Origin of the sequence: Streptococcus mitis, assembly GCF_026782895.1 — a bacterium.
In the GTDB taxonomy this organism is placed as follows: Bacteria; Bacillota; Bacilli; order Lactobacillales; family Streptococcaceae; genus Streptococcus; species Streptococcus mitis_CB.
The window spans coordinates 1-23255 of sequence record NZ_JAKUXJ010000004.1 but is presented as its reverse complement, the minus strand read 5'-3'; the positions used below and the strand labels follow the sequence as shown (position 1 = coordinate 23255).

Annotated in this window: 24 protein-coding genes; 3 read left to right on the top strand and 21 right to left on the bottom strand. The window is 42.2% G+C overall.

From position 1 onward, the window contains the following. Positions 1-12: 12 nt before the first annotated feature. The 8 genes from MK480_RS04210 to MK480_RS04175 form a co-directional block, all read right to left on the bottom strand. The gene (locus tag MK480_RS04210) at positions 13-474 is read right to left on the bottom strand and encodes an ECF transporter S component (RefSeq protein ID WP_084888661.1); all 462 of its coding nucleotides are present in this window, start codon (positions 472-474) and stop codon (positions 13-15) included. Beyond that, complete coding sequence (locus MK480_RS04205) at positions 452-1225, bottom strand: bifunctional hydroxymethylpyrimidine kinase/phosphomethylpyrimidine kinase (protein WP_084888663.1); 774 nt, start codon at positions 1223-1225, stop codon at positions 452-454. Before MK480_RS04205 ends, MK480_RS04210 begins: the two co-directional genes overlap by 23 nt. Further along, positions 1215-1964: a tRNA pseudouridine(38-40) synthase TruA gene (gene truA / locus MK480_RS04200; protein WP_084925640.1), complete on the bottom strand. Its 750-nt coding sequence runs from the start codon at positions 1962-1964 to the stop codon at positions 1215-1217. The genes MK480_RS04205 and truA overlap by 11 nt, the downstream gene beginning before the upstream one ends. Before the next feature lie 99 nt (positions 1965-2063). After that, positions 2064-3215, bottom strand: a complete 1152-nt coding sequence (locus MK480_RS04195) for an MFS transporter (RefSeq protein ID WP_247927763.1) — start codon at positions 3213-3215, stop codon at positions 2064-2066. 276 nt (positions 3216-3491) lie between these two features. Next, positions 3492-4121: a Pr6Pr family membrane protein gene (locus tag MK480_RS04190; RefSeq protein ID WP_084925646.1), complete on the bottom strand. Its 630-nt coding sequence runs from the start codon at positions 4119-4121 to the stop codon at positions 3492-3494. 2 nt (positions 4122-4123) lie between these two features. Further along, the gene (locus tag MK480_RS04185; RefSeq protein ID WP_001061596.1) at positions 4124-4462 is read right to left on the bottom strand and encodes a zinc ribbon domain-containing protein YjdM; all 339 of its coding nucleotides are present in this window, start codon (positions 4460-4462) and stop codon (positions 4124-4126) included. Between the two features lie 130 nt (positions 4463-4592). After that, entirely contained in the window at positions 4593-5264 is a 672-nt protein-coding gene (gene cmk / locus MK480_RS04180) for a (d)CMP kinase (RefSeq protein ID WP_247927762.1), read from the bottom strand. A gap of 8 nt (positions 5265-5272) precedes the next feature. Continuing rightward, positions 5273-5764 (bottom strand): SAG1386/EF1546 family surface-associated protein, encoded by a 492-nt coding sequence (locus tag MK480_RS04175; RefSeq protein WP_247927761.1) that lies wholly within the window; start codon positions 5762-5764, stop codon positions 5273-5275. Positions 5765-5809: 45 nt separating this feature from the next. Here MK480_RS04175 and MK480_RS04170 point away from each other — a divergent pair, with 45 nt between their 5' ends. Continuing rightward, positions 5810-6007, top strand: a complete 198-nt coding sequence (locus MK480_RS04170; RefSeq protein ID WP_004235080.1) for a ferredoxin — start codon at positions 5810-5812, stop codon at positions 6005-6007. Between the two features lie 57 nt (positions 6008-6064). Here MK480_RS04170 and MK480_RS04165 read toward each other — a convergent pair whose 3' ends face one another. The 6 genes from MK480_RS04165 to MK480_RS04140 form a co-directional block, all read right to left on the bottom strand. Beyond that, positions 6065-7030: a glycosyltransferase family 2 protein gene (locus tag MK480_RS04165; protein WP_326845938.1), complete on the bottom strand. Its 966-nt coding sequence runs from the start codon at positions 7028-7030 to the stop codon at positions 6065-6067. A 1-nt stretch (position 7031) separates the two neighbouring features. Next, positions 7032-8051 (bottom strand): UDP-glucose 4-epimerase GalE, encoded by a 1020-nt coding sequence (galE, locus tag MK480_RS04160; RefSeq protein WP_261011136.1) that lies wholly within the window; start codon positions 8049-8051, stop codon positions 7032-7034. Positions 8052-8149: 98 nt separating this feature from the next. Beyond that, positions 8150-9253: an NAD(P)/FAD-dependent oxidoreductase gene (locus tag MK480_RS04155; RefSeq protein WP_153198727.1), complete on the bottom strand. Its 1104-nt coding sequence runs from the start codon at positions 9251-9253 to the stop codon at positions 8150-8152. 16 nt (positions 9254-9269) lie between these two features. After that, a complete protein-coding gene (locus MK480_RS04150) occupies positions 9270-10067 on the bottom strand; it encodes a Nif3-like dinuclear metal center hexameric protein (RefSeq protein ID WP_150922534.1) in 798 nt (265 codons plus the stop codon). Further along, positions 10054-10731, bottom strand: coding sequence for a tRNA (adenine(22)-N(1))-methyltransferase (locus MK480_RS04145; protein ID WP_150922533.1), 678 nt, complete (start codon positions 10729-10731; stop codon positions 10054-10056). The genes MK480_RS04150 and MK480_RS04145 overlap by 14 nt, the downstream gene beginning before the upstream one ends. Positions 10732-10832: 101 nt before the next feature. Next, a complete protein-coding gene (locus tag MK480_RS04140) occupies positions 10833-13169 on the bottom strand; it encodes a cation-translocating P-type ATPase (RefSeq protein ID WP_150922532.1) in 2337 nt (778 codons plus the stop codon). A gap of 133 nt (positions 13170-13302) precedes the next feature. Between MK480_RS04140 and MK480_RS04135 the strand changes: the two genes are divergently transcribed. Next, positions 13303-14052, top strand: coding sequence for a lysophospholipid acyltransferase family protein (locus tag MK480_RS04135; protein WP_064275970.1), 750 nt, complete (start codon positions 13303-13305; stop codon positions 14050-14052). 42 nt (positions 14053-14094) lie between these two features. Here the strand turns inward: MK480_RS04135 and MK480_RS04130 are convergent, their stop codons facing one another. The 6 genes from MK480_RS04130 to rpsO all read right to left on the bottom strand — a co-directional run bounded on the left by MK480_RS04130 (position 14095) and on the right by rpsO (position 19537). After that, positions 14095-14787, bottom strand: coding sequence for an alpha/beta hydrolase-fold protein (locus MK480_RS04130; protein ID WP_153198726.1), 693 nt, complete (start codon positions 14785-14787; stop codon positions 14095-14097). After that, complete coding sequence (locus MK480_RS04125; protein ID WP_268707224.1) at positions 14768-15778, bottom strand: ABC transporter substrate-binding protein; 1011 nt, start codon at positions 15776-15778, stop codon at positions 14768-14770. The genes MK480_RS04130 and MK480_RS04125 overlap by 20 nt, the downstream gene beginning before the upstream one ends. 19 nt (positions 15779-15797) lie before the next feature. Further along, positions 15798-16553: an ABC transporter ATP-binding protein gene (locus MK480_RS04120; protein ID WP_268707223.1), complete on the bottom strand. Its 756-nt coding sequence runs from the start codon at positions 16551-16553 to the stop codon at positions 15798-15800. Position 16554: 1 nt separating this feature from the next. Next, a complete protein-coding gene (locus tag MK480_RS04115) occupies positions 16555-17601 on the bottom strand; it encodes a FecCD family ABC transporter permease (RefSeq protein WP_268707222.1) in 1047 nt (348 codons plus the stop codon). A gap of 257 nt (positions 17602-17858) precedes the next feature. Then, complete coding sequence (locus tag MK480_RS04110) at positions 17859-18479, bottom strand: CadD family cadmium resistance transporter (RefSeq protein WP_060628622.1); 621 nt, start codon at positions 18477-18479, stop codon at positions 17859-17861. 788 nt (positions 18480-19267) lie between these two features. Then, on the bottom strand, positions 19268-19537 hold the full coding sequence (gene rpsO, locus MK480_RS04105; RefSeq protein WP_001018251.1) for a 30S ribosomal protein S15: 270 nt from the start codon (positions 19535-19537) through the stop codon (positions 19268-19270). Positions 19538-20105: 568 nt separating this feature from the next. Here rpsO and thrS point away from each other — a divergent pair. After that, entirely contained in the window at positions 20106-22049 is a 1944-nt protein-coding gene (gene thrS, locus MK480_RS04100) for a threonine--tRNA ligase (RefSeq protein WP_000608345.1), read from the top strand. Between the two features lie 150 nt (positions 22050-22199). On the opposite strand, the gene MK480_RS04095 is transcribed toward thrS, so the two are convergent. Beyond that, positions 22200-23249 carry a DUF389 domain-containing protein gene (locus MK480_RS04095; RefSeq protein ID WP_268707409.1) on the bottom strand — a complete coding sequence of 350 codons (1050 nt, stop codon included), beginning with the start codon at positions 23247-23249 and terminating at the stop codon, positions 22200-22202. Between the last annotated feature and the right edge of the window lie 6 nt (positions 23250-23255).

Genomic DNA, 23255 nt, shown 5'->3' with positions numbered 1-23255 from the left:
GACTCAGCCTCTTTACTTAATCTTCTTGATACTTTGACTAAGAATAAATCCTACAATCATCCCTACCATATTTTGCATGAAATTTGGTAAAATTTCTGGTAGGGCTGCTGCCCAGCCATTCATCAATGTAGAACCCAAGGCGTAGCCCCCTACCATGGCAATAGTTGCCAAAACGAGGCCTAACCACTGAGTTTTCCCTTTAAATCCTGCAAAAAATCCCTGCAAGCCATGGTTGACCAAGCTAAAGAACATCCACTGAGGGTAGCCTGATAAGAGGTCAATCAAGAAACCTGCTAGTCCTCCGACTACAGCTCCTTCACGACTACCAAAGTAAAAGGCCGTAAAGAAGACACCCGCATCTAAGAGAGTTAGAATTCCTGTCGGTGTTGGAATTTTTAAGAAATAACCTAGAACCACAGAAAGGGCGGTTAATAGGGATACAAGGGCGATTTTAGTTGTTTTGGTTTGCTTCATATTGTCTTACTCCATATTGATCTGCTTGTGCAATGGCACGATAAACGAAAGCTTTAGAACTTTCTACTGCTGGTAAAAGTTCATCACCTTTAACCAAGTGACTGGCAATGCTTGAGGCAAAGGTACAACCTGCACCAGCATTTTGGCCTTGGATGACAGGATTTTCTAGGACTGTAAAGGTTTGTCCGTCATAAAAGACATCTACAGCCTTGTCCTGACTAAGGCGATTGCCTCCCTTGATAATGACTGCTGGCGCTCCTAATTCATGCAATTTCTGCGCTGCAACTTTCATGTCTTCCAAGGTTTTGATTTCCTGACCAGCCAATAATTCTGCTTCAGGAAGATTAGGCGTAATCACACTGACATGAGGGAAAAAGCGAATCAACTCTTGGCAGAGTTCACTAACTGCTACGTCGTGCGTTTCCTTGCAGACCAAGACAGGGTCCAATACCACAGGAACTCCTTGGCGTTGCTTGATAAAGTCCAATGCCTTCTCAGCCACACTGACAGTAGGGAGAAGACCAATCTTAATCCCTGCAAACTCCACATCACGCAAGCTATCTAATTCATGTTGAAAAATGGTATCGTCAGTTGGAAAGACTTCAAAGCCCTTTTCCGTCAAGGCTGTCAAACAAGTCACTGCTACAAAACCATGCAAGCCGTTCAAGGTATAGGTAGCCAAATCAGCTGACAGGCCACCACCACTAAAAATATCATTCCCAGAAAGTGCTAAAATACGATTATTCTTCATAACGAATCTCCTTTAAATACAAACCATTTGGTGCTGCAGTGGGACCTGCAAGCTGCCTGTCCTTTTTCTCCAAGATGAGGTCAATCTGCTCCACTGGCATACGATTATTTCCGATTTTGAGCAGTGTCCCCACCATATTTCGAATCTGCTTATACAAGAAACCATTTCCTGAAAAGGTAAAGGTCAAAAACTGACCTGTCTCATCAACTGCTAAACTAGCTTCTGTGATGGTGCGAACCTTATCCTCTACACTAGTCCCAGAGGCTGTAAAACCAGTGAAATCATGGGTTCCCTCTAACTTTTTGATTGCAATCTGCATGCGTTCCACATCGAGTGGGTAGGGAAAGTGAGTGGCATAGTGACGGCATATAGGATTCTTGGGACGTCCTCTATCCACAATAAACTCATAGGTCTTGCTATGCTTAGCATAACGGCAATGAAAATCATCCGCCACAAGCTCAATCGAAATCACATCAATATCTTCAGGGGACTGAGTGTCTAGAGCAAAACGGAGCTTCTCCTCATCCATTTGATAGGGCAAGTCAAAATGAATCACCTGTCCCAAAGCATGAACCCCACTATCAGTCCTACCAGCACCGTGAACAGTAATGGCTCCCCCTTTATTTAACCTGGTCAAGGTTTTTTCAATTTCTTCCTGAACGCTACGCGCATGAGGCTGGCGTTGAAAACCAGCAAAGGCGTAACCGTCATAGGAAATAGTTGCTTTGTATCTTGTCATAACTTCTATTTTATCAAGAAAATAATCTGTAAACAAGATTCTAAAACAAATATTGTCTGGGTACAAAATTCACAAAAAGAAAAACTTAGGAAACCAATCCTAAGCTCTCTTTTGAAGTAAGTACATGACAAAGATAGAGGTTACAATCAACCACCCTCCTAAGATACTAAAGACCAACATGCCATTGTGAGTTAGTAAGCCAATTGCACCTAGAACAAATGGGGTCGTAAAGGCTCCGAAACTACAGCCTAATACAGCAAATGAAGTTGCTTGATTGAGGAGTTTAGCTGGAATTCGTTCAGAGACAAGTTGAAAGACCGTCGTCAAGGCTACACTGTAGGCAAAACCAGCAAGAATGCTTCCTGCCACTACCACCCACAAGGATGGAGACAGGGCAATCACGATTTGCCCTAAGCCGAAGGTAATACCAGACCAGAGGAGCAGTTTCTCTTTAAAGATAGAAATCAAGAAAGAAAAACTCACACCAGCCACAATCCCAATCAACTGCATGACACTAAGAACAAAACTAGATAACTGGGCATCTCCAAGTCCTCTTTCCACCATCAAACTTGGAATACGGATGGTAATAGCCGTATTGGTACAAACTACAACTGCTGCTTCAATAGCTAGGATAAAAATCAAGCCTTTCATTTCCCGAGTTAAGCGACTTGCTTCCTTCTCCTTTTTCTTGACTTCTTTCTTTTCCTTTCCATAAGGGACAAAGAGCAGATAAAGGGTTAGCACCAAAAATCCAGCACTATAGGCTAGGAAGGTAGCTGTCCAACCAAAAGCTAACAACTGGCCGACTGCTAAGGTAATGAGAGAAGCTCCAACGACCTCTGCAGAACCACGTAACCCTAGCATCTGAATTCGCGTTTTTCCTTGATAGCGTTCACTGATAATAGAAATTGCCTTGGCATTGATCATCCCAACACCCAAACCAAAAAGAATCCGTGTCCCAAAGACAAAGGGATAACCTTGATACCAGAAGGGAGCCGTTCCACTCAGTGATAAAATCAATAATCCCAAACTAATCTGTATGCGCTCAGAAAATATTTTTTCTAAAAAACCATTTAGCAGTAACATGATCATAATTCCAAAGGATGGCAAGCTCGCCAAAAGCTCAATTTGTTCCTTAGGATAGCCTTGATAATAGTCAAACATGGCTGGCAGAGCACTCGAGATGGAAAAGGATGTAATCAAAACGAGGGAGAGAGCCAAAATACTGGCCCGTTCTAAAAATTGTTTCATGAAATCTCTTTCTATATTTCTCTTAATCTTCTACTTTTTTGATAGTTATCAAACAAGCAAGAAAAGAAGAAGCCTCTTTAGTGTACAGACTCCTTCTTAAACTCGAAAATGAATCCCTTGTGTCTTATACTCAATGAAAATCAAAGAGCAAACTAGGAAGCTAGCCGCAGGTTGCTCAAAGCACTGCTTTGAGGTTGTAGATGAAACTGACGAAGTCAGTAACCATATATACGGCAAGGCGAAACTGACGTGGTTTGAAGAGATTCTCGAAGAGTATTAGGATGACTTTCTCTTTATTTGCTTGATAAAGTAGAAGATAAATCCTGCCACCATATAGGCAACAAATATAATCAGACACCACTTGAACACGACATCCCACCCCTTGTTCACATTCAAAAAGAAGTAAGGGAAGGGACTGACCTTAGAATTAGGAACATCAAGTTTCAGTACCAAGCCATTAAAAAGAGCAAAAATCATATAAAGTAAGGGTAAAATTGTCCACACAACTGGATCCCAGATTTTGTATTGACCCTGTTTGTCAAAAAAGAGGGTATCTGCTAAAAACCAGAGGGGAACGATATAGTGGCAAAGGAAATTTTCTAGAGTATAAAAATTAGTCGCAATGGGCGCCAGGAGGAAATGGTAAATCACACAGGTAATCATGATACTCATAGTGACTCCACCTTTTAAGCGCAAGAGACTTGATCTTTGCCAGTTGTCACCTAAACGGCTCATAACCTTTAGGAGATAGAGCGTAAAAATCGCGACTAAAAGGTTGGACAGAACCGTATAATAGAGCAACATCCCAAAGCCACCATGCTTGGCGATTTCAAGATAAACTCCCGTAAAAGCCGCTAGAAACAAGAAGATACGGCTATAAAATACAAGTTTATAGTGTTTTGACATGCTTAAATTTTCTTCACAAACTCTGATTTGAGTTTCATGGCACCAAAGCCATCAATTTTACAGTCGATATTGTGGTCGCCTTCTACGATGCGGATATTTTTCACGCGCGTCCCTTGTTTCAAATCTTTTGGCGCACCTTTTACTTTCAAGTCCTTGATGAGGGTTACAGTATCACCGTCAGCCAATTTATTCCCGTTGGCATCGATAGCAACAAGGCCCTCTTCTACATCTGCAACTTCAGCAGGATTCCACTCATAAGCACACTCTGGGCAAACCAGTAGGGCACCGTCTTCGTAGACATACTCTGAGTTACATTTTGGGCAATTTGGTAGGTTGTTCATGGTTTCTCCTTATCATCATTCACTATTCTTTGAAAATCAAAATTTCTCGAACAGCAACTATTATACCTTAAAATCAGCATTTTGACAAATATAGAAAAAAACCGATATCAATCTATCGGCTTTTCTACATCTACATTCTTTTTTTAGCTTCTGCTTTGATTTTTTCAACTACTTCTTGAATGTTCAAGCCAGTTGTATCAAGGTAGACAGCGTCCTCTGCTTGTTTGAGAGGCGAAGTCTCACGATGACTATCCTTGTAGTCACGCGCAGCAATTTCCTCTTTTAGGGTTTCAAGGTCTGTTTCAATTCCCTTGGCAATATTTTCCTTGTAACGACGCTCTGCTCTTTCATCTACCGAAGCTACTAGGAAAATTTTCAATTCTGCTTGTGGCAATACAACAGTCCCAATATCGCGACCGTCCATGACAATCCCACTTTGCTGGGCAATCTCTTGTTGGAGAGAAACTAGTTTCTCACGAACTTCAGGAATCGCCGCAATAGCAGAAACGTGATTGGTCACTTCATTTTCACGGATAGGATGGGTAATATCCACATCTCCTACAAAGACAAGCTGTTCCCCAGTTTCTGAACGCCCAAAACTAATTGGATGCTGGTCCAATAAGTCTAAGAGTTCTTCAACTTGTTCAACTCCTAATTGGTTCCTGAGAGCCATGTAGGTCGCTGCACGATACATAGCACCTGTATCTAGGTAGGTGAATCCAAAATCCTTGGCAATAATCTTTGCGACCGTACTCTTGCCACTTGAAGCAGGACCGTCAATAGCAATTTGAATTGTTTTCATATCAACTCCTATTTGATTTTGACAACATCACCTGGATTAGCAAACCAAGATCCTGTAGCCATATGCCCAGGATTCAAAGCCTCTAACTGAGCAATCGAGATTCCTGCACGAGCGGCAATGGCTGCTTCTCCTTCTCCAGCTAAGACTTTTGTAGTTCCTTCTGGATCAGTTGGATGTTCTGAGCTACTAGATGACTCTTCTACCTTCTCCTCTGAACTAGAAGATGCCTGCTCTGAACTACTACTAGAAGTAGAAGAAACTTGCTCTACTTTTGTATCTGAATCGTGAAAATCTTTCAAGGCTGCCGTGCGATTACTCCCACCCGATGAAAGATAGATCAGAACAATAATCATCACGACTACAATCACAAAGAAAATACTTGCTAAAATAGTCAAGATACGATTAGCCAGCACTCCTCCACCTTGTTCTCTCTTACGACGTTCTGATCTTGTTTCTTCTTGATTCTCATAAATATCTTCTTGCCACGGTTCTTTTGCCATAACTTACTCCTTGTTTTTTTTTACTTTTCTTATTACAATATAAATATGAAAATTACACTTATACCTGAACGTTGCATTGCCTGTGGGCTTTGCCAAACTTATTCTGAATTATTTGATTACCACGATAATGGAATCGTGCGTTTTTACGATGACCCTGACCAACTAGAAAAAGAAATCTCTCCTAGCCAGGACGTCGTAGAAGCTGTTAGAAACTGTCCGACACGTGCCTTGATTAAAGATTAACTTTAATATCAACAAGAACGTTCCACTCCTTCTAGTTTAGCATATTTCCATGCAAAATTATAGTCTTTTCTCTTTATTTTTTTCTGTAAAATCAGGAAGGTCACTTTTTTCTTTGACGAGATAAAGTGGTCTTTTTTTAGTCTCTAGATAAATCTTACTAATATATTTGCCGAGAATCCCAATGGTCAAGAGTTGAATGCCTCCAAGAAAGAGAATAACAGCCATCAGAGAGGTCCAACCTGATGTCGGATTGCCCAAAATGAGAGTCCGAACCACAACAAAAAAGGTCATAAGCAGAGAAATAAAACAAGATAGGAGACCAGCCACAAAGGCGATAATCAAGGGAAAATCTGAAAAATTAACAATCCCTTCAATGGAGTAGAAAAAGAGGTGCCTAAAACTCCAACTGGTCTTGCCAGCCTGCCTTTCGACATTTGGATAGTCCAGATAGTGGGTTTTAAAACCCACCCAAGCAAAGATTCCTTTAGAAAAACGATTAGACTCGGTCAAACTTAAAATGGCATCGACTACAGACCTTCTCATCATGCGAAAATCACGAACACCTGACGGCAGGGCTACTGGACTGATTTTTTGCATGAGGCGGTAAAAGAGATTGGCGCAGAAACTGCGAAAGAAGGGTTCTCCCTCCCGACTAGTTCTCCGTGTTCCAACGCAGTCCAAGTCTGCATTCTGATCTAGTAAGGCTTTCATCTCAAGCAACATACTAGGAGGATCTTGGAGGTCTGCATCCATTACCACCACCAGATCTCCTGTCGCATATTGCAAACCTGCATACAGAGCCGCTTCTTTGCCAAAATTTCGAGAGAAAGAAATATAATGTACTGCCGGATTTTGCTCCCGATAGGCCTTTAAAAGTTCCAAGGTTCCATCGTTTGATCCATCATCGACAAAGACATACTCGATTTCTGTTTCCAAATCTGGAAGTAAAGTTTCCAAAGCCTGATAAAAAAGAGGAAGTACTTCCTCTTCGTTTAGACAGGGGACAATGATTGACATCACCATCTTAGTCTTCAAATCCATTTGGATGCTTGCTTTGCCAACGCCATGCGTCTTCACACATTTGGGTGATATCTAGTTCTGCTTCCCAATCGAGTTCTGCTTTGGCTTTTGCTGGATCTGAGTAGCAGGCTGCGATGTCACCTGGGCGACGGTCCACAATGCGGTAAGGAATGGGACGTCCCACTGCTTTTTCCATGTTTTGGATAATTTCAAGAACTGAGTAGCCTTTACCTGTTCCAAGGTTATAAACGTTTAGACCTGAACCTTTTTGAATTTTTTTCAAAGCTGCAACGTGACCTTTAGCTAAATCGACAACGTGGATATAGTCACGAACACCAGTTCCGTCTTCCGTATCGTAATCGTCTCCAAACACTTGCACTTGCTCTAATTTCCCAACGGCTACTTGAGTTACATATGGCAAGAGGTTGTTTGGAATACCGTTTGGATTTTCTCCCAAATCACCACTCTCATGGGCTCCGATTGGATTGAAATAACGAAGCAAGACAACATTCCATTCTGAGTCTGCTTTGTAAATATCCGTTAAAATTTCCTCTAGCATAAGCTTAGTGCGACCGTATGGATTGGTCACTGAAAGTGGGAAATCTTCCAAGATTGGCACTGTATGAGGATCTCCATAAACTGTCGCAGAAGAACTGAAAATGATGTTTTTACAGTTGGCTTCTTCCATGACTTTCAAAAGGCTAACAGTTCCTGCGATATTGTTGTCATAATAGGCAAGAGGGATACGGGTAGATTCCCCCACAGCCTTCAAACCAGCAAAGTGAATGACACCCGTTGGTTCTTCTTGCTTGAAAATATCTCTGAGAGTATCCGTATCACGGATATCTGCCTCATAGAAAGGCACTTCAACTCCTGTGATTCTTTCAACAACTTCTAAACTTTTACGGTTGCTGTTGACAAGGTTATCCACCACAACAACCTGATGACCTGCTTGGATTAACTCAATAACAGTGTGGGTTCCGATAAAACCAGCTCCACCCGTTACCAAAATCTTTTCTTGCATCTTCTTTCCTCGATTCTCGGATTTTTTCTTATTTTACCATTTTTGATAGGGAATGTCATTTGCCATCCTAGGGAGTGAGCTAAAATTTCAGTAAAATCTTATTCGCCTTTTACTCGTTTGACATAGTTTTCAATTGGGTAGTTTACTGGGTCCAAGGTCAATCCCTTTCCTTGGATAAGTTGGGCTAGATGGTAACCGATGATAGGACCCGTTGTGAGGCCTGATGAACCTAGGCCACTGGCTGCATAGACACCTTCTAAGCCAGGTACCTGTCCAAAGAAAGGTGAGAAATCACTGGTATAGGCTCGGATTCCTACACGCTCAGCTCTTGAAGTCGCTCTAACTAAAACTGGATAGTGAGGCAAGGCCGCCTCCTCCATTTGTTGGAGCAAGGTGTCATCCACCGTCAAATCAAATCCCATATCATTTTCATGGGTAGCGCCTAGGGACAATTTCCCACCTGCAAAAGGAATCAAATCCCACTCTCCTTCCGGCATGACAACAGGGTAGGATTCCATGTCTTGGTCAAGCTGATAATCTCGGAGTTGTCCTTTCTGAGGACGAACATCCACTTCATAACCTAAAGGCTCTAACAGGTGTCCCAACCAAGCTCCCGTCGCCAAAACAACCTGATCAAACACCTCTTCACCAATCTGGTAACCTGACGCTAAAGGTGTCAGACTCACTTTTTCTTTGACCAGCTTGACTTGACTAGCTTCTAGCAAACGATTCACTAAGAGTTGACCATCCACTCTTGCTCCACCAGAAGCATAGAGCAGGCGGTCAAATCCCTGTAAGCCAGGGAATAATTCATTAGCTGAGGCTTGGTCCAAAATAGCTAACTGACCTATTAAAGGAGATTCTTCCCTACGCTGCAGGGCTAGTTGATAAAGTTCTTCTAGCTTGGATTCGTCCTTCTTTAAGAGAAAAACTCCCGAACGCTGGTAAAAGTCAATCTCCTGCCCTGACTTCTCTAAATCAGCTAATAAATCCACATAAAAGTCAGCCCCCAAGCGCGCCATTTTGTACCAGGCTTTATTTCGGCGTTTGGAAAACCAAGGACTGATAATTCCCGCTGCGGCCTTGGTAGCTTGACCTTGTACATGGTCAAAAACGGTCACCTCTAGGTCACTTTCTTTCGAGAGGTAGTAGGCAGCTGTTGCTCCCACAATCCCTGCTCCGATAATGGCAACTTTTTTCATTGTCTTCACTTTCTAACTAGATATGGTGGAAAGGATTGGTCGATGCTTGACTAGGTACAATATCGATTGTCCAGCCTTTTTCCTCTTTCCATTGATTAAGAAGCTCTGCAATTTTTTCTACAAAAAGCACTTCGATATAGTGACCTGGGTCCAAGGCTAGCAAGCCATCAGACAGCATATCCTGAGCAGTGTGGTAGTAAATATCACCAGTGATATAGACATCCGCTCCTTTAGCTAAAGCATCCTTATAGAAAGACTGCCCGCTACCACCACAGATGGCCACTCTTGAGATAGGCTTCTGCAAATCGCTCTCTTGATAATGCACCATTCGAAGACTATCTAGACCAAAGACTTGCTTGACATTCTGGGCCAATTCCCCAAATGTCTGAGGCTGAACATTCCCAATACGTCCAATTCCACGTTCAGGGCCAGTTTCCTGCAGATAAGCCGTTTCCTCGATACCTAGCATCTGACAGAACCAATCATTGAGGCCATTTTCAACGATGTCAATATTGGTATGGCTGACATAAACTGCGATGTCATGCTTAATGAGATCAATGTAAATCTGATTTTGTGGACGGCTGGCTACCAAGTCCTTGATGGGACGGAAAATCGGCGCGTGCTTGACGATAATCAAGTCCACACCCTTTTCAATGGCTTCAGTCACCGTTTCTTCACGAATATCCAGAGCAACCATGACACTTTGGATATCCTTGTCCAAAGTTCCAATTTGCAGTCCACGGCTGTCTCCTTCCATAGAAAATTCTTGAGGACAATAAGCTTCATATCGGTTAATGACTTCACTTGCTAGCATGAAGAACCTCCTTGATGGCTTGAATTTTATCTACTAGAACTTGACGTTCTTCCAGATTTTTGTCTGGGATTTGTCCGAGGGCAAACTCTAGCTTAACAGCTTCTTTTTGCCATTTTTGGACAAAGACTGGACTAACTTCTTTGGACAAGAAAGGTCCAAAGCGAACATCACTAGCTGATAACTTCATTTCCCCTGCTTCCACAACCAAAATCTCGTAAAACTTGCCAGCTTCTTCTAAGATGCTTTCAGCTACAATCTGAAATCCGTTCTCTTGTAACCAAATACGCAAGTCGTCTTCACGATTATTGGGCTGGAGGATCAATCGTTCTACATTAGCTAACGTGTCCAATCCTTCTTCTAAAATCCTAGCAATCAAACGACCACCCATACCAGCAATGGTAATGACCGACACTTGGTCTGCCTCTTCAAAGGCTGCCAAGCCATTGGCTAAACGAACCTGGATTTTCTCCTTTAGACCGTGAGCCTCAACATTTTTGACAGCAGACTGATAGGGACCTTCCACCACCTCACCTGCAATGGCGCTTTTGATTTGGCCTCTTTCGACTAACTCGATAGGCAGATAAGCATGGTCACTTCCCACATCGAGTAAAATGGCTCCCTGTGGCACAAAGGAAGCCACTAATTCTAATCTCTTTGAAATCATTTTCTCTCACTTTCCAAAACTCTATTACCTCTTATTATACCACATTTCAGCTGGCAATCTTGTACCTAAAAAGACCGCAATCCACAGATTGCAGCCTTTCTTTATTTTCTGGATTGATAGCGACTAGTCAGGATGAAAATTACGGTAAAGACCAACATCATGACACCATAAACAGGTAATGTTTGTCCTGTTAAGGTTGAAATTTCAAGCAGTTTTTGGATTCTTGGGAAGAGAGCTGTGGCTAGGAAGCCTCCTACTGACCAAACAATCAAGAGGACTCGCCAGAGGGTGAATGGCATACAGGCTCTAAATACGGATAAGAAACCAATTGACCCCAAGAGATAATAGAGTAGGGTTGAGATTTCTAACTCAGACCAACCTTGACTACTTCCAAATATTTTCACAAAGAGGACGCTGAAGATAACCATAAGTGCACTTGGTAGAGCACGAAGCATAGATCTTCTGAGGAAGTTTGGCTCAACAGGTTTGATATTTCGCTCAAAAGTCAGAACGAATGGTGGGAAACCTTCCACGAACTGGTCAATCATGGTAATCTGGATTGGAATGAAGGGGAAAATCAAGATCCACTCAGACCGACCTAGTAAAGCACTGGCGATACAGATAACTGCGAGCAAGAAAGAATAGATGGTCTTTATCAAGAAAATCGGGGCGATGTGGGCAATGTTATTGACCACCCGACGACCTTCAAAGAGAATCTCAGGAACATCATTAAAGTCAGAGTTCAAGAGAACCAGATTGGCAATCTGACGTGTTGCCGGGTCTCCTTCCGCCATTACGATAGAGCAATCCGCCTCACGAAGGGCCAGAATATCATTGACTCCGTCTCCTGTCATAGCTGTTGTATGACCCGCTTTTTTCAGCGTTTGGATGATGAGTTTCTTTTGATGAGGGGAAACACGTCCGAAAATAGCTGTCTCCTCAGCCATATCAATCAATTCCTCATCCGTAATTTTCGAGCAATCTACATAGCTGTGATAGTCTGCAAAACCAGCCTTCTGGGCAATGCTGGACACCGTAACTGGATTGTCACCAGAGATAATCTTGAGCCCCACTTCCTGAGAACGGAGATAGTCCAGCGTCTCTGCCGCTCCCTCTCGAATAGGGTCCAAGATTTCCAGCAAGGCTAGAGCCTGAATATCAGATGGTTTCTGTGGTTTGTAATGGTCTAATTTCTCCTGACTGAGAGCTAAGACCAAGACACGTGACCCTCTCTCCAAGGCCTCCCTGGCTTCGGGGACTTCAGAGTCCAGCAACATCTCAGGGGCACCTAAGAAAACTGTCCCCAGACCTCCTAACTCCATGGCTCCCCACTTGCGGTCGCTTGAGAAAGGCAGATTAGAAATCATAGGATAAGTAACTTCTCCCACAAAACGCTGTCGAATAGCTTGAGCAGTTGGATTTTTATCCTCACTATGGGCTATGTAGCTAGTCAGGATGCTGGCAATAGCCTCTTCACCATAAGTTGGCGTCAGCGGAAGAACGGCCTCTACCTGCATCTTTCCTTGGGTGATGGTACCTGTCTTGTCCAAACAGAGCATATCCACGCGCGCCAGAGTTTCAACAGAGTACATCTCCTGCACCAAGACCTTTTTCAAGCCCAGCTTAATCACCGCAGTCAAGAGCGAAGTGATGGTCAAAAGGGCGATTCCTTTAGGTAACATCCCCAAAAGGGCTGTCGATGAATTTACAACGGATGACTTGAGAGGTAGGCCTTTTAAAAGCAAAGCTTCTAGCAAGAGAGCCAGACCAAAGGGAATGATAATCTTCCCAGTAAAACCAGCTAGCTTGTCCAGCGATTTCATGATACGGGAGTTGATCGGTTTCACAGTTTTGGCTTCCAGCATGAGTTTGGCAGCATAGTTGTCAGCACCGACATGGTGGACTTGAGCCAAAACTGACCCACTTGCTAGGAAGCTTCCTGACAAAAGCAAGGCGTCAACTTCCTTTTGCACCAAATCACTTTCCCCCGTCAACATGGCTTCATTGACTTCCGCAAATCCTTCCAGAACCAAGGCATCACTGGGAATCTGCTCCCCAGCAGACAAACGAATGACGTCTCCTAGCACCAATTCTTCAGGATTGAGGGCAACTTCCTGTCCATCACGAATGGTTTTGACCTTTTCCTTGGTCATGAGATTGAGCTTATCTACCATGTGTTTAGCCCGCAGCTCGGTCACAATACCAGAAAAGGCGTTAAAGCAGATAACAGCAAAGAAGACCAGATTGCTCCAAGCCTGCACAAAGGCTAGTGCCAAAGCAATAGCAAAGTTCAAAGCATTAAAAAGAGTAAAGACATTTCGTTTAACGATTTGCCAAGTGCTGGTACTAGCCGATGCGGTAAAATCATTGACCAAGCCCTTAGCCTGTCTTTCCTTGACTTCTATTTGGGTTAATCCCATAATCTTATTTTTATCCATAAATTCTATCATATCATTTTTTCTAAAAGAATTCTAATCTCATCCCAAATATGCACCTAGTCAAGGGAAAAAGTTTGCCAGCCCTCCTTTGATAAGGTATAATATTAACAAGAAAAGAATCGAAGGAGATCGCATGTTTTATACTTATTTACGTGGATTGGTTGTATTGCTACTATGGTCCATCAATGGCAATGCCCACTACCATAATACCGATAAAATTCCTAATCAAGATGAAAATTATATCCTGGTTGCGCCTCACCGCACCTGGTGGGATCCAGTTTATATGGCCTTTGCGACTAAGCCAAAACAGTTCATCTTTATGGCCAAAAAAGAACTCTTTACTAACCGTATTTTTGGTTGGTGGATTCGTATGTGTGGTGCCTTTCCTATCGACCGTGAAAATCCTAGCGCCTCTGCCATAAAATATCCTATCAATGTCCTAAAAAAAAGTGACCGCTCTCTCATCATGTTTCCAAGTGGAAGCCGTCACTCAAACGATGTTAAGGGTGGCGTAGCCCTGATTGCCAAAATGGCCAAGGTTCGTATCATGCCAGTTACCTACACAGGTCCCATGACTTTGAAGGGCTTGGTTAGCCGTGAACGTGTCGACATGAACTTTGGAAATCCAATCGATATTTCAGACATCAAGAAAATGAATGATGAAGGAATCGAAATGGTTGCAGACCGTATCCAAACAGAATTCCAACGTCTGGACCAAGAAACTAAACAATGGCACAACGATAAAAAACCGAACCCACTCTGGTGGTTTATCCGCATCCCTGCCCTCATCCTTGCCATTATCCTTGCTATCTTAACCATCATCTTTAGCTTTATCGCAAGCTTCGTCTGGAATCCAGATAAGAAAAGAGAGGCTCTTGGTTAAAAAATACAACAATCCCTTGGCAAAAGCCAAGGGATAATTCTTTTATTTGATTTTCCATTTTTGTGCCAACCAGCCGGAAAAGGCTAGAAATCGCTCAGCCACTTGTTCATGGTGCCCATAAGGATCAAAGACAAACTGACCTTTCGGATAGCGTTTTTGAAGATCGGTATGGATCTGTTCAGCATAGGCTGGTGCTTGAGCCAAGCGATTAATATGGTGTGCTCCTTCTGTTTGACCATTCTGTAAATACAGCAAACAATCCAAATTTTTCACATTCTCATCCTTGCAGTAAGTCACAAAATCAGGATACCAAAAGGAACCGCAGATCGAAAAGACACAGGAAACCTTGTCAAAGCTGAAAAGACTGTAGACTGCCACCAAACCACCTAGTGAATAACCTCCATAAGCAAGGCGAGTTTCGTCCAGACGATAAAGCGAGTGCAGCTTATCTAAAAGACCTCCAAATAAATGTTCATGATAGGCATTTGCCTGACCGCCAAAATCTGGAGCCCCATCTCTCAGAGCAGCTGCTTTCCAAGGAGTGTAGTCATCTAGGCGATTTTTAGAGGTCAAGCCCACTAAAATCACAGATTCTGAAAGGGACGATAGGAAGTCCAAGTTTCCATCATTCAAGAGAATCGCTGGATAGATTTGATTGGGATCATAGGTTGAAGGAAGACTGACCTTGACTTGGATTCCTTCCCAATCAAACTCATTATTTATTGATAAAGTCATTGATTTTCTCAAGGGAATCAATCACTGCTGGACCGTAATCCATCAACTCATCGTAAGATATAGTCATGATTTTTTGATTCTTAATAGCAGGAACGCTTTCCAAAACAGCATTTGCCTTCATCAACTCTACTGCTTTTTCATCCAATTTTTTATTGCGATCGCTGGTTACATAGATAATCAATTCAGGATCCATTGACACGAGGTTTTCCAAGGTCAAGCCTGATGTCCCCGTAGCAACGTTTGTATAACCAAGTTGGTTCAGCAAACTTTCTTGCAAAGCAGACTTGTAGGCACCGAAGGTTTCATCATTATAAGCAACCATAATCAAAGCCTTTTTCTTTTCACCTTGGCTTGCTGGATTTGCTTTCTTAACAGCGTCAATTTTAGTTTGTAATTGGGCTGCGTATTCATTGGCCTTGTCCTGAACATTAAAAATCATTCCAAGATTTTTGACATCTTCTACGATATTCCCCAAATCTTGCTGAATTGTTGAGAGAGAAGCTTTTTGAGTATAAACTGGGATTTTGTTTTCATTCCAAGTGCTAACTGTCCCCAAGGATTTTTCAGAAAACATCATGTTTCGACCCATCACAGCGTCTGGCTCATAAGAAAGGACTGTCTCTTGTGAGACTGTTTTTTTATCCCCAATTTGAGGAATCGTCGCAATCGCGTCCTTGTATTTGTCCGTCACAGCATTGTCTGGATTGAGCATGCCAACAATTTTATCCTTCAACCCCAACTCCAATAAGATTTCAGTGGTTGAAAGATTGTTGGTGATAACTTTTTCAGGTGCCTTGTCAAAGACTTGTTCGACTTCATTTCCCTTAGCATCATAAGTTTTGATAGTTAGCGGATAAGTCGTCTCTGCGTTAGCCTTTTGACTTGTTTCTGTACTAGACTGTGTGGTAGCCTTTTCTGTAGTAGTGTTACCACAAGCTGCCAAAGTTAAGGTAGCTACTGTTACGAGTAAAATACTGAGTGTTTTTTTCATCTTGTTTTCCTTTTCATTCTTATAAATAGTGAATCATGGCTTGCTGATCCTCGGTCCAAGTAACCTGACTTTGAACTCCGTATACAGTTTGCAATGACTCAGGGGTGATGGTCTCCTTTGGAGTCCCTTGGTAAAGGATTTCCCCCTCTTTCATCAGATAGAGATAATCCGAATAGCGACAAGCAAGTTGAATATCATGTAGGACAGCTAGAACATTGACCTTGAGATTTTTCACAATGGCTAACAAGTCTAGCTGATACTTGATATCCAGGTGATTGGTTGGTTCGTCTAGGAGTAAGAGAGTCGGTTCTTGCGCCAAGGCGCGGGCTAATAAGACTCGCTGTTTCTCTCCCCCTGACAGAGACGAATAGAGACGAGTTTTCTTCTCAAGCATATCCACCTTAACGAGAGCATCTTGAACGAGTGTAAAATCTCTTTCCCTTTCCTTCTGTAAAAAAGAGAGGTGGGGAGTTCTTCCCAGCAAGACGATTTCCTCAACTGTACAATCAAACTGCAGCTGGTTAAACTGGGTGACAACTGCCATTTGCTTGGCTGTTTCTTTGAGCCTCCATTGTTCCAGAGGCTTTCCATCTAGGCTTATCAAGCCTTTGTCCGCCTTTTCCTGACGATAGAGGAGTTTAAGTAGACTGGTTTTCCCGCTTCCATTTGGTCCTAATATCGTGTGAAATTGATTCCCTTCAACCTTAAGAGAGACTCCTTTGAGGATTTTTTTCTCTCCCAGTCCAAAATGGATATCCTGACAAATCAAGTCCATATCAGGCCCTCACCTCCCTTCGCCTACCTCCAACAATGTAGATAAAGAAGGGAGCACCTACTAAGGCTGTGAAAATACCAATAGGAAGCTCTGCGTTTGGAATGATGATACGAGAGAGTACGTCTGCCCAGATGACAAAGAGGGCACCCAGCAAGGTTGCAACGGGAAAAAGCCTCTTGTAATTCGTTCCTACTAACCCTCGAGCTAAATGTGGAGTAATCAGACCGACAAATCCAATAATTCCACATGTTGCCACTAAGACTGCTGTCAGCACAGCCACCATGGTCACATAAAGATACCAATAAAAGCGTAAGGGAATTCCCAAAGTTAAAGCAGCCTCATCTCCCATCATCATCGCATTGAAAACACGATACTGAGTAGAGAAAAATAGAAAGGCCATTCCTGCTACCATAGTTGGCAGGACCAAGTCTGCCCAGGAAGTCCCAGCAAGCGAGCCCATTGTCCAAAACTTAATGGTCATCACACTATCCGCATTAGCTCCGACTGAGATAATAAAGTTGGAAAAAGCCAGAAAGAGAGCGTTGACTACCGTTCCTGATAAGATCAGACTAGAAGTCGTCATTCTTCCCTGCATAGAGGCAATGATGAGGACAGCAATTGTTGCCAAAATAGCTCCAAGAAAAGCTCCAAGGCTAATCATCACTTTTAAACCAAGAATGATGCTCAAGGTTGCACCTAGAGTTGCACCTGCAGATATTCCTAAGACATAAGGCTCTGCGATGGGGTTGTTCACTGTAGACTGCATCACGCTACCACACATAGAAAGGCCTGCTCCTACTATCAGACCTAACAATACTCGGGGGAATCTCATGTTCCATACAATGGCAAGAGTAGACTTGGAAACCTCTCCTATCTCAAGAGGAAATCCCAACCTGCTCAAAATAATCCGATAGGTATCTCCTAGATCAATCGCAACAGATCCCATTGAAACTGCTAGAAAGAGAGAAATCCCTAAAATACCTAGCAAAATAACTAAAAGTAACAGAAATTGCTGGTCTTGTCGGCTTCCAGAAAATTTGGAAAGCATGCAAACCTCCTTTGATAGAATATTAAAAATTTAGAAAATTCTCATGAAAAGTATACCATATTTTCAACTGTGTAACAAGCTATGGAAAAAATACAATTAAAATCAGAAAAATTATGGTTGGTTTTTCCATACAGTGCTAGGAACCGTAACCAAAGATAATACTTGAGTATATCGAGGTAAGGTGCCTACGCAAAAAGCCCTCTGAAGTCAGAGAGCTAATTTGAACTCGGGCTAAAATCCTAGTGAAACAAAAAAATCTACACGATCAGAAAAGTCTCTATCGTGCCATTTTCATACATGATGTATAGTCCAAGTACAATGAATACTAAGGGCACAATGATTCGCTCGTATTTTTCAATTGTCTCGAATATTAACGGAATAGAGGATAACACCCGACTAATCTCGCATAAGATAATTATGCCGATTACAAACACAAGCAACGCCACGAGGGTCTGTGACCAATCTAACGAAGCAAAATAAGGTATATAGATACCTAAATTATCTCCGCCAGACGCAATTGTTAGCAATGTAACTGTCCAAAACAGTTGATTTGCCTTGCTTTGTTCTAATCTTTCAATAATTTCTTCCTCTTCTTCCTCTTCTTCCTCACCTTCTCCAACAATTGCAAAGCGAATCCCTAAATAGATAGGGATTAAACCAAGCAATCCAACCATCCATTCTTCAGGCACAAAATTAACGACATAAGCAGCAACTAAACTCGCCCCTACAAGTAAGCCTGTGCCTAGATATTGCCCCGCATAAATATGCCATTTTTGTTTATTCTGTGATAGCTGTGCAAATAAAATAAATAAAATAATTAAATAATCGATACTGGTGGAAATATAAACACCAATAGCAGATATGATTGTCTGTCCCATAAAAAACCTCCTGTATTGGTCAGTAATAAATCAGCAGATTTTAGGAGAGCACAGACACATTAATTTAGCTATCGCTAGTGGGTAATGTCGAACATAGGAAAGCATTTTACTCCTCCTCAAAAAGTAGTTACAAAGTAATTTCTAACTGGAATTCGGTGACCACTTCCATGTAAAGTATAACATACTATACTTTACTTCGTAAAGTGTGGGCTCTCCGAGGGGGCTTGCAGACAGCTACTCGGCTTTTCAAGCCGAGTAGCTACGCACCTTTATGGTGTAATTAGCTGATACAATTTGAGGTTTTTGTAGTCTCCAAAATTGTGACCGATAAAACCTCAATAAAAAAGCCCTCTGAAGTCAGAGAGCTGATTTGAGCTCAGGCTAAAATCCTAGTGAAAAAGATGGAACTCCTTGTGTTCATCGAACACGGTGTCGTTTCCCTATTTTCATACGGATTTCTTACGCCCTTAGCATCATGATTCTTGCTGGATAAACCTTTTATAGACTAGGTGACGAGGCGAAGATCGTACGAAAATTTCAGTGAAACAAAAAAATCTCCCCAAAGGGAGATCCTTCTGGTTTATTTTCCCTTACAATGCTAGGAACCGTAACCGAAGATTATACTTGAGTATATCGAGGTAAGGTGACAACGTAAAAAGCCCTCTGAAAATCAGAGAGCTACAGTCTTGCTGGATAAACCGTTTATAGACTAGGCGACGAGGCGAAGATTGTACTAATGGTACATCGAGCCGAAGCCAACGAAGTATAGAAACGGTTTAGACGCAAGATTAGCGACGAAGTCCTAGAGAGTTGATCAACTCACGGTAACGGTTAACGTCGTTTTTACGCAAGTATGCAAGCAAGTTACGACGGCGACCGATTTTTTTCATCAATCCACGGTAAGTAGCGTGGTCTTTTTTGTGTTGTTTGATGTGTTCGTTAAGGTGGTTAATTTCCCAAGTAAGGACAGCAACTTGAACCTCTACTGAACCTGTATCACCTTCGTGACGTGCATATTGTGCAATGATTTCATTTTTTTTCTCTTTTGAGATTGCCATGATGTTTCTCCTTTTTATTTGGCTTCATCCGAGTGACAGGTTGGCATGCCTGCAACCAAGAAGAAGTTATTTGTCTTTACGACAATCCCTATTCTACCAATAACTAACTTCTTTGTCAACAGATTTACTTTCTTTCTCTTTGCTTCACTAGCATCATTAAGAGTATCAACTTCTTCTAATATTACCATATCTGATTGCCAACACCTTTCCAACAAGGAAATTCAAAAAATTCTACAAAATCCTTGAAAAATCTCACAATCATGCTATAATAATCCATAGAGACAAGTCACTTAGTCCCTTTCTACTAGAGAGTGCGTGGTTGCTGGAAACGCATAGAGAGCCTAAACTGATACTACTCTTGAGTTTTTTATGAAAACATAAAACGGCGGCCACGTTAGAGCCAATCAGAGGTGTCCCTCTCTTTTGAGGTACATAAATGAAGGTGGAACCACGTTGCGACGTCCTTTCGAGGAGGTCGCTTTTTGTTTTTCTAGCTTTCACAATCCTCTGTCCCTGTTTTTAAAATAGGGTTCACACATTCGTCAATAATATAAGTAAGGAGAACATCATGATTAACATTACTTTCCCAGATGGCGCTGTTCGTGAATTCGAATCTGGCGTGACAACTTTTGAAATTGCCCAATCTATCAGCAATTCTCTAGCTAAAAAGGCCTTGGCTGGTAAATTCAACGGCAAACTCATCGACACTACTCGTGCCATCACTGAAGATGGAAGCATCGAAATCGTGACACCTGATCACGAAGATGCCCTTCCAATCTTGCGTCACTCAGCAGCTCACTTGTTCGCCCAAGCAGCTCGTCGTCTTTTCCCAGACATTCACTTGGGAGTTGGTCCAGCCATCGAAGACGGCTTCTACTACGATACTGACAACACAGCTGGTCAAATCTCTAACGAAGATCTTCCTCGTATCGAAGAAGAAATGCAAAAAATTGTCAAAGAAAACTTCCCATCTATTCGTGAAGAAGTGACTAAAGATGAAGCCCGTGAAATCTTCAAGAATGACCCTTACAAGTTGGAATTGATTGAAGAACACTCTGAAGACGAAGGTGGTTTGACTATCTATCGTCAGGGTGAATATGTGGACCTTTGCCGTGGCCCTCACGTTCCATCAACAGGTCGTATCCAAATCTTCCACCTTCTCCATGTAGCAGGTGCTTACTGGCGTGGAAATAGCGACAATGCTATGATGCAACGTATCTACGGTACAGCTTGGTTTGACAAGAAAGACTTGAAAAACTACCTTCAAATGCGTGAAGAAGCCAAAGAACGTGACCACCGTAAACTTGGTAAAGAGCTTGACCTCTTCATGATTTCACAAGAGGTTGGTCAAGGACTTCCATTCTGGTTGCCAAATGGTGCGACTATCCGTCGTGAATTGGAACGCTACATCGTAGACAAAGAGTTGGCTTCTGGCTACCAACACGTATACACTCCACCACTTGCTTCTGTTGAGCTTTACAAGACTTCCGGTCACTGGGATCATTACCAAGAAGACATGTTCCCAACTATGGACATGGGTGACGGGGAAGAATTCGTCCTTCGTCCAATGAACTGCCCGCACCACATCCAAGTCTTTAAACACCATGTTCACTCTTACCGTGAATTGCCAATCCGTATCGCTGAAATCGGTATGATGCACCGCTATGAGAAATCAGGTGCCCTCACAGGTCTTCAACGCGTACGTGAAATGTCTCTCAACGACGGTCATCTCTTTGTGACCCCAGAACAAATCCAAGAAGAATTCCAACGTGCCCTTCAGTTGATTATCGATGTTTATGAGGACTTCAACTTAACTGAATACCGCTTCCGTCTCTCTCTTCGCGACCCTCAAGATACTCACAAGTACTTTGATAACGATGAAATGTGGGAAAATGCCCAAACCATGCTTCGTGCAGCTCTTGATGAAATGGGCGTGGACTACTTTGAAGCCGAAGGTGAAGCAGCCTTCTACGGACCAAAATTGGATATTCAAGTTAAGACCGCTCTTGGAAAAGAAGAAACTCTTTCTACTATCCAACTTGACTTCTTGCTTCCAGAACGCTTCGACCTCAAATACATCGGAGCTGATGGTGAGGAGCACCGTCCAGTTATGATCCACCGTGGAGTTATCTCAACTATGGAACGCTTCACAGCTATTTTGATTGAGAACTACAAGGGTGCCTTCCCAACATGGCTTGCACCACACCAAGTAACCCTCATCCCAGTATCTAACGAAAAACACGTGGACTACGCTTGGGAAGTGGCTAAGAAACTCCGTGACCGCGGTGTCCGTGCAGATGTAGATGAGCGCAATGAAAAAATGCAGTTCAAGATTCGTGCTTCACAAACAAGCAAGATTCCTTACCAATTAATCGTTGGGGACAAGGAAATGGAAGACGGAACAGTCAACGTTCGTCGCTACGGCCAAAAAGAAACACAAACTGTCTCAGTAGATGATTTTGTTCAAGCTATCCTAGCTGATATCGCCAACAAATCACGCGTTGAGAAATAAGAGATAAAACCTGGGATAAAATCCTAACTACCTAAAAAGCAACAACTGAAACAGCTGTTGCTTTTTATATTTTATTTAATCCGAGCTAGTAGTGATTGACCAAACCACCACACAAGATTTGCTTTCATGAGTTAGATAAGGTCAATATCCTCAATCCTTGTCTGCTTCATTTTCTTTTACGAGATCTTTTTGTGAATCTTTTTCAGAGAGTTTTTGATCGATATACTTGTTAATGGTTTCATAAAATTCCTTGGTCGTATCACTGTCTAATTTTGTCGAATTATGAACTTGATTGACTTTCAATTGAACAGATTGAATACCGTAAGAGGCTTGTTTTTGGTGGAGCGTCTCTAATTCTTCTTCTGAAATCGGATCTCCAACAACCGTCAAGACCAACTCATTGTTTCTTGATTTGTAGACTTGATTGATGACCGTATGATTGGCGAACTCTTTTCCTACAAACTGTTTGATTCCTTCTTTTCGCGCTTGATCTATCGTCAGAGTGACTGCTGAATAGCTGGCTGGAAGAATCAATAATACAATCAAGGATATCAATCCAATTCTCATTTTAATGTTTAGCTCTTTAAATGAACTTAAGGGAGATTTTCTCATCATAATTCTTGTTCCAACAATGTTGATTAGCATGATAAAGACACAGTTGATCAAGAAAAGATAAAGAGCTCCAAATAAAAATCGTACATTTCCATTAGCTAAACCGTAACCTGCAGTACAGATAGGTGGCATCAGAGCTGTTGCGATGGCTACTCCTGGTACGATATTGTTTGCTTCTTTTTTCCTTGAACCAATGAAACCTGCTATCCCACCAGCAATAGCAATGAGAACATCCCAAATGGTTGGAGAGGTTCGTGCGATCAACTCGCTACTTGCATAAGACAAGGGAGAAATCCAGAAATACAGAGTCGAGACAAGCAAACTGACCAACACTTGAGTCAATAAAACCTCTAGAGATTGCTTGATTAAACGCGTATCAAAAATAGCTAAACCGAATCCCAGTCCAACAATCGGTGTCATGAGAGGTGAAATCAGCATGGCTCCAATAATGACAGCTGTTGAATTCATATTTAGACCGATAGAGGCTATAAAAATCGCACACATCAAAATCACTGTATCTCTTAATCGAACATGAAGATCATCATATAATTTCTCACGATATTCACGTGTTGAATAATTGGCAGTCATTTGTCC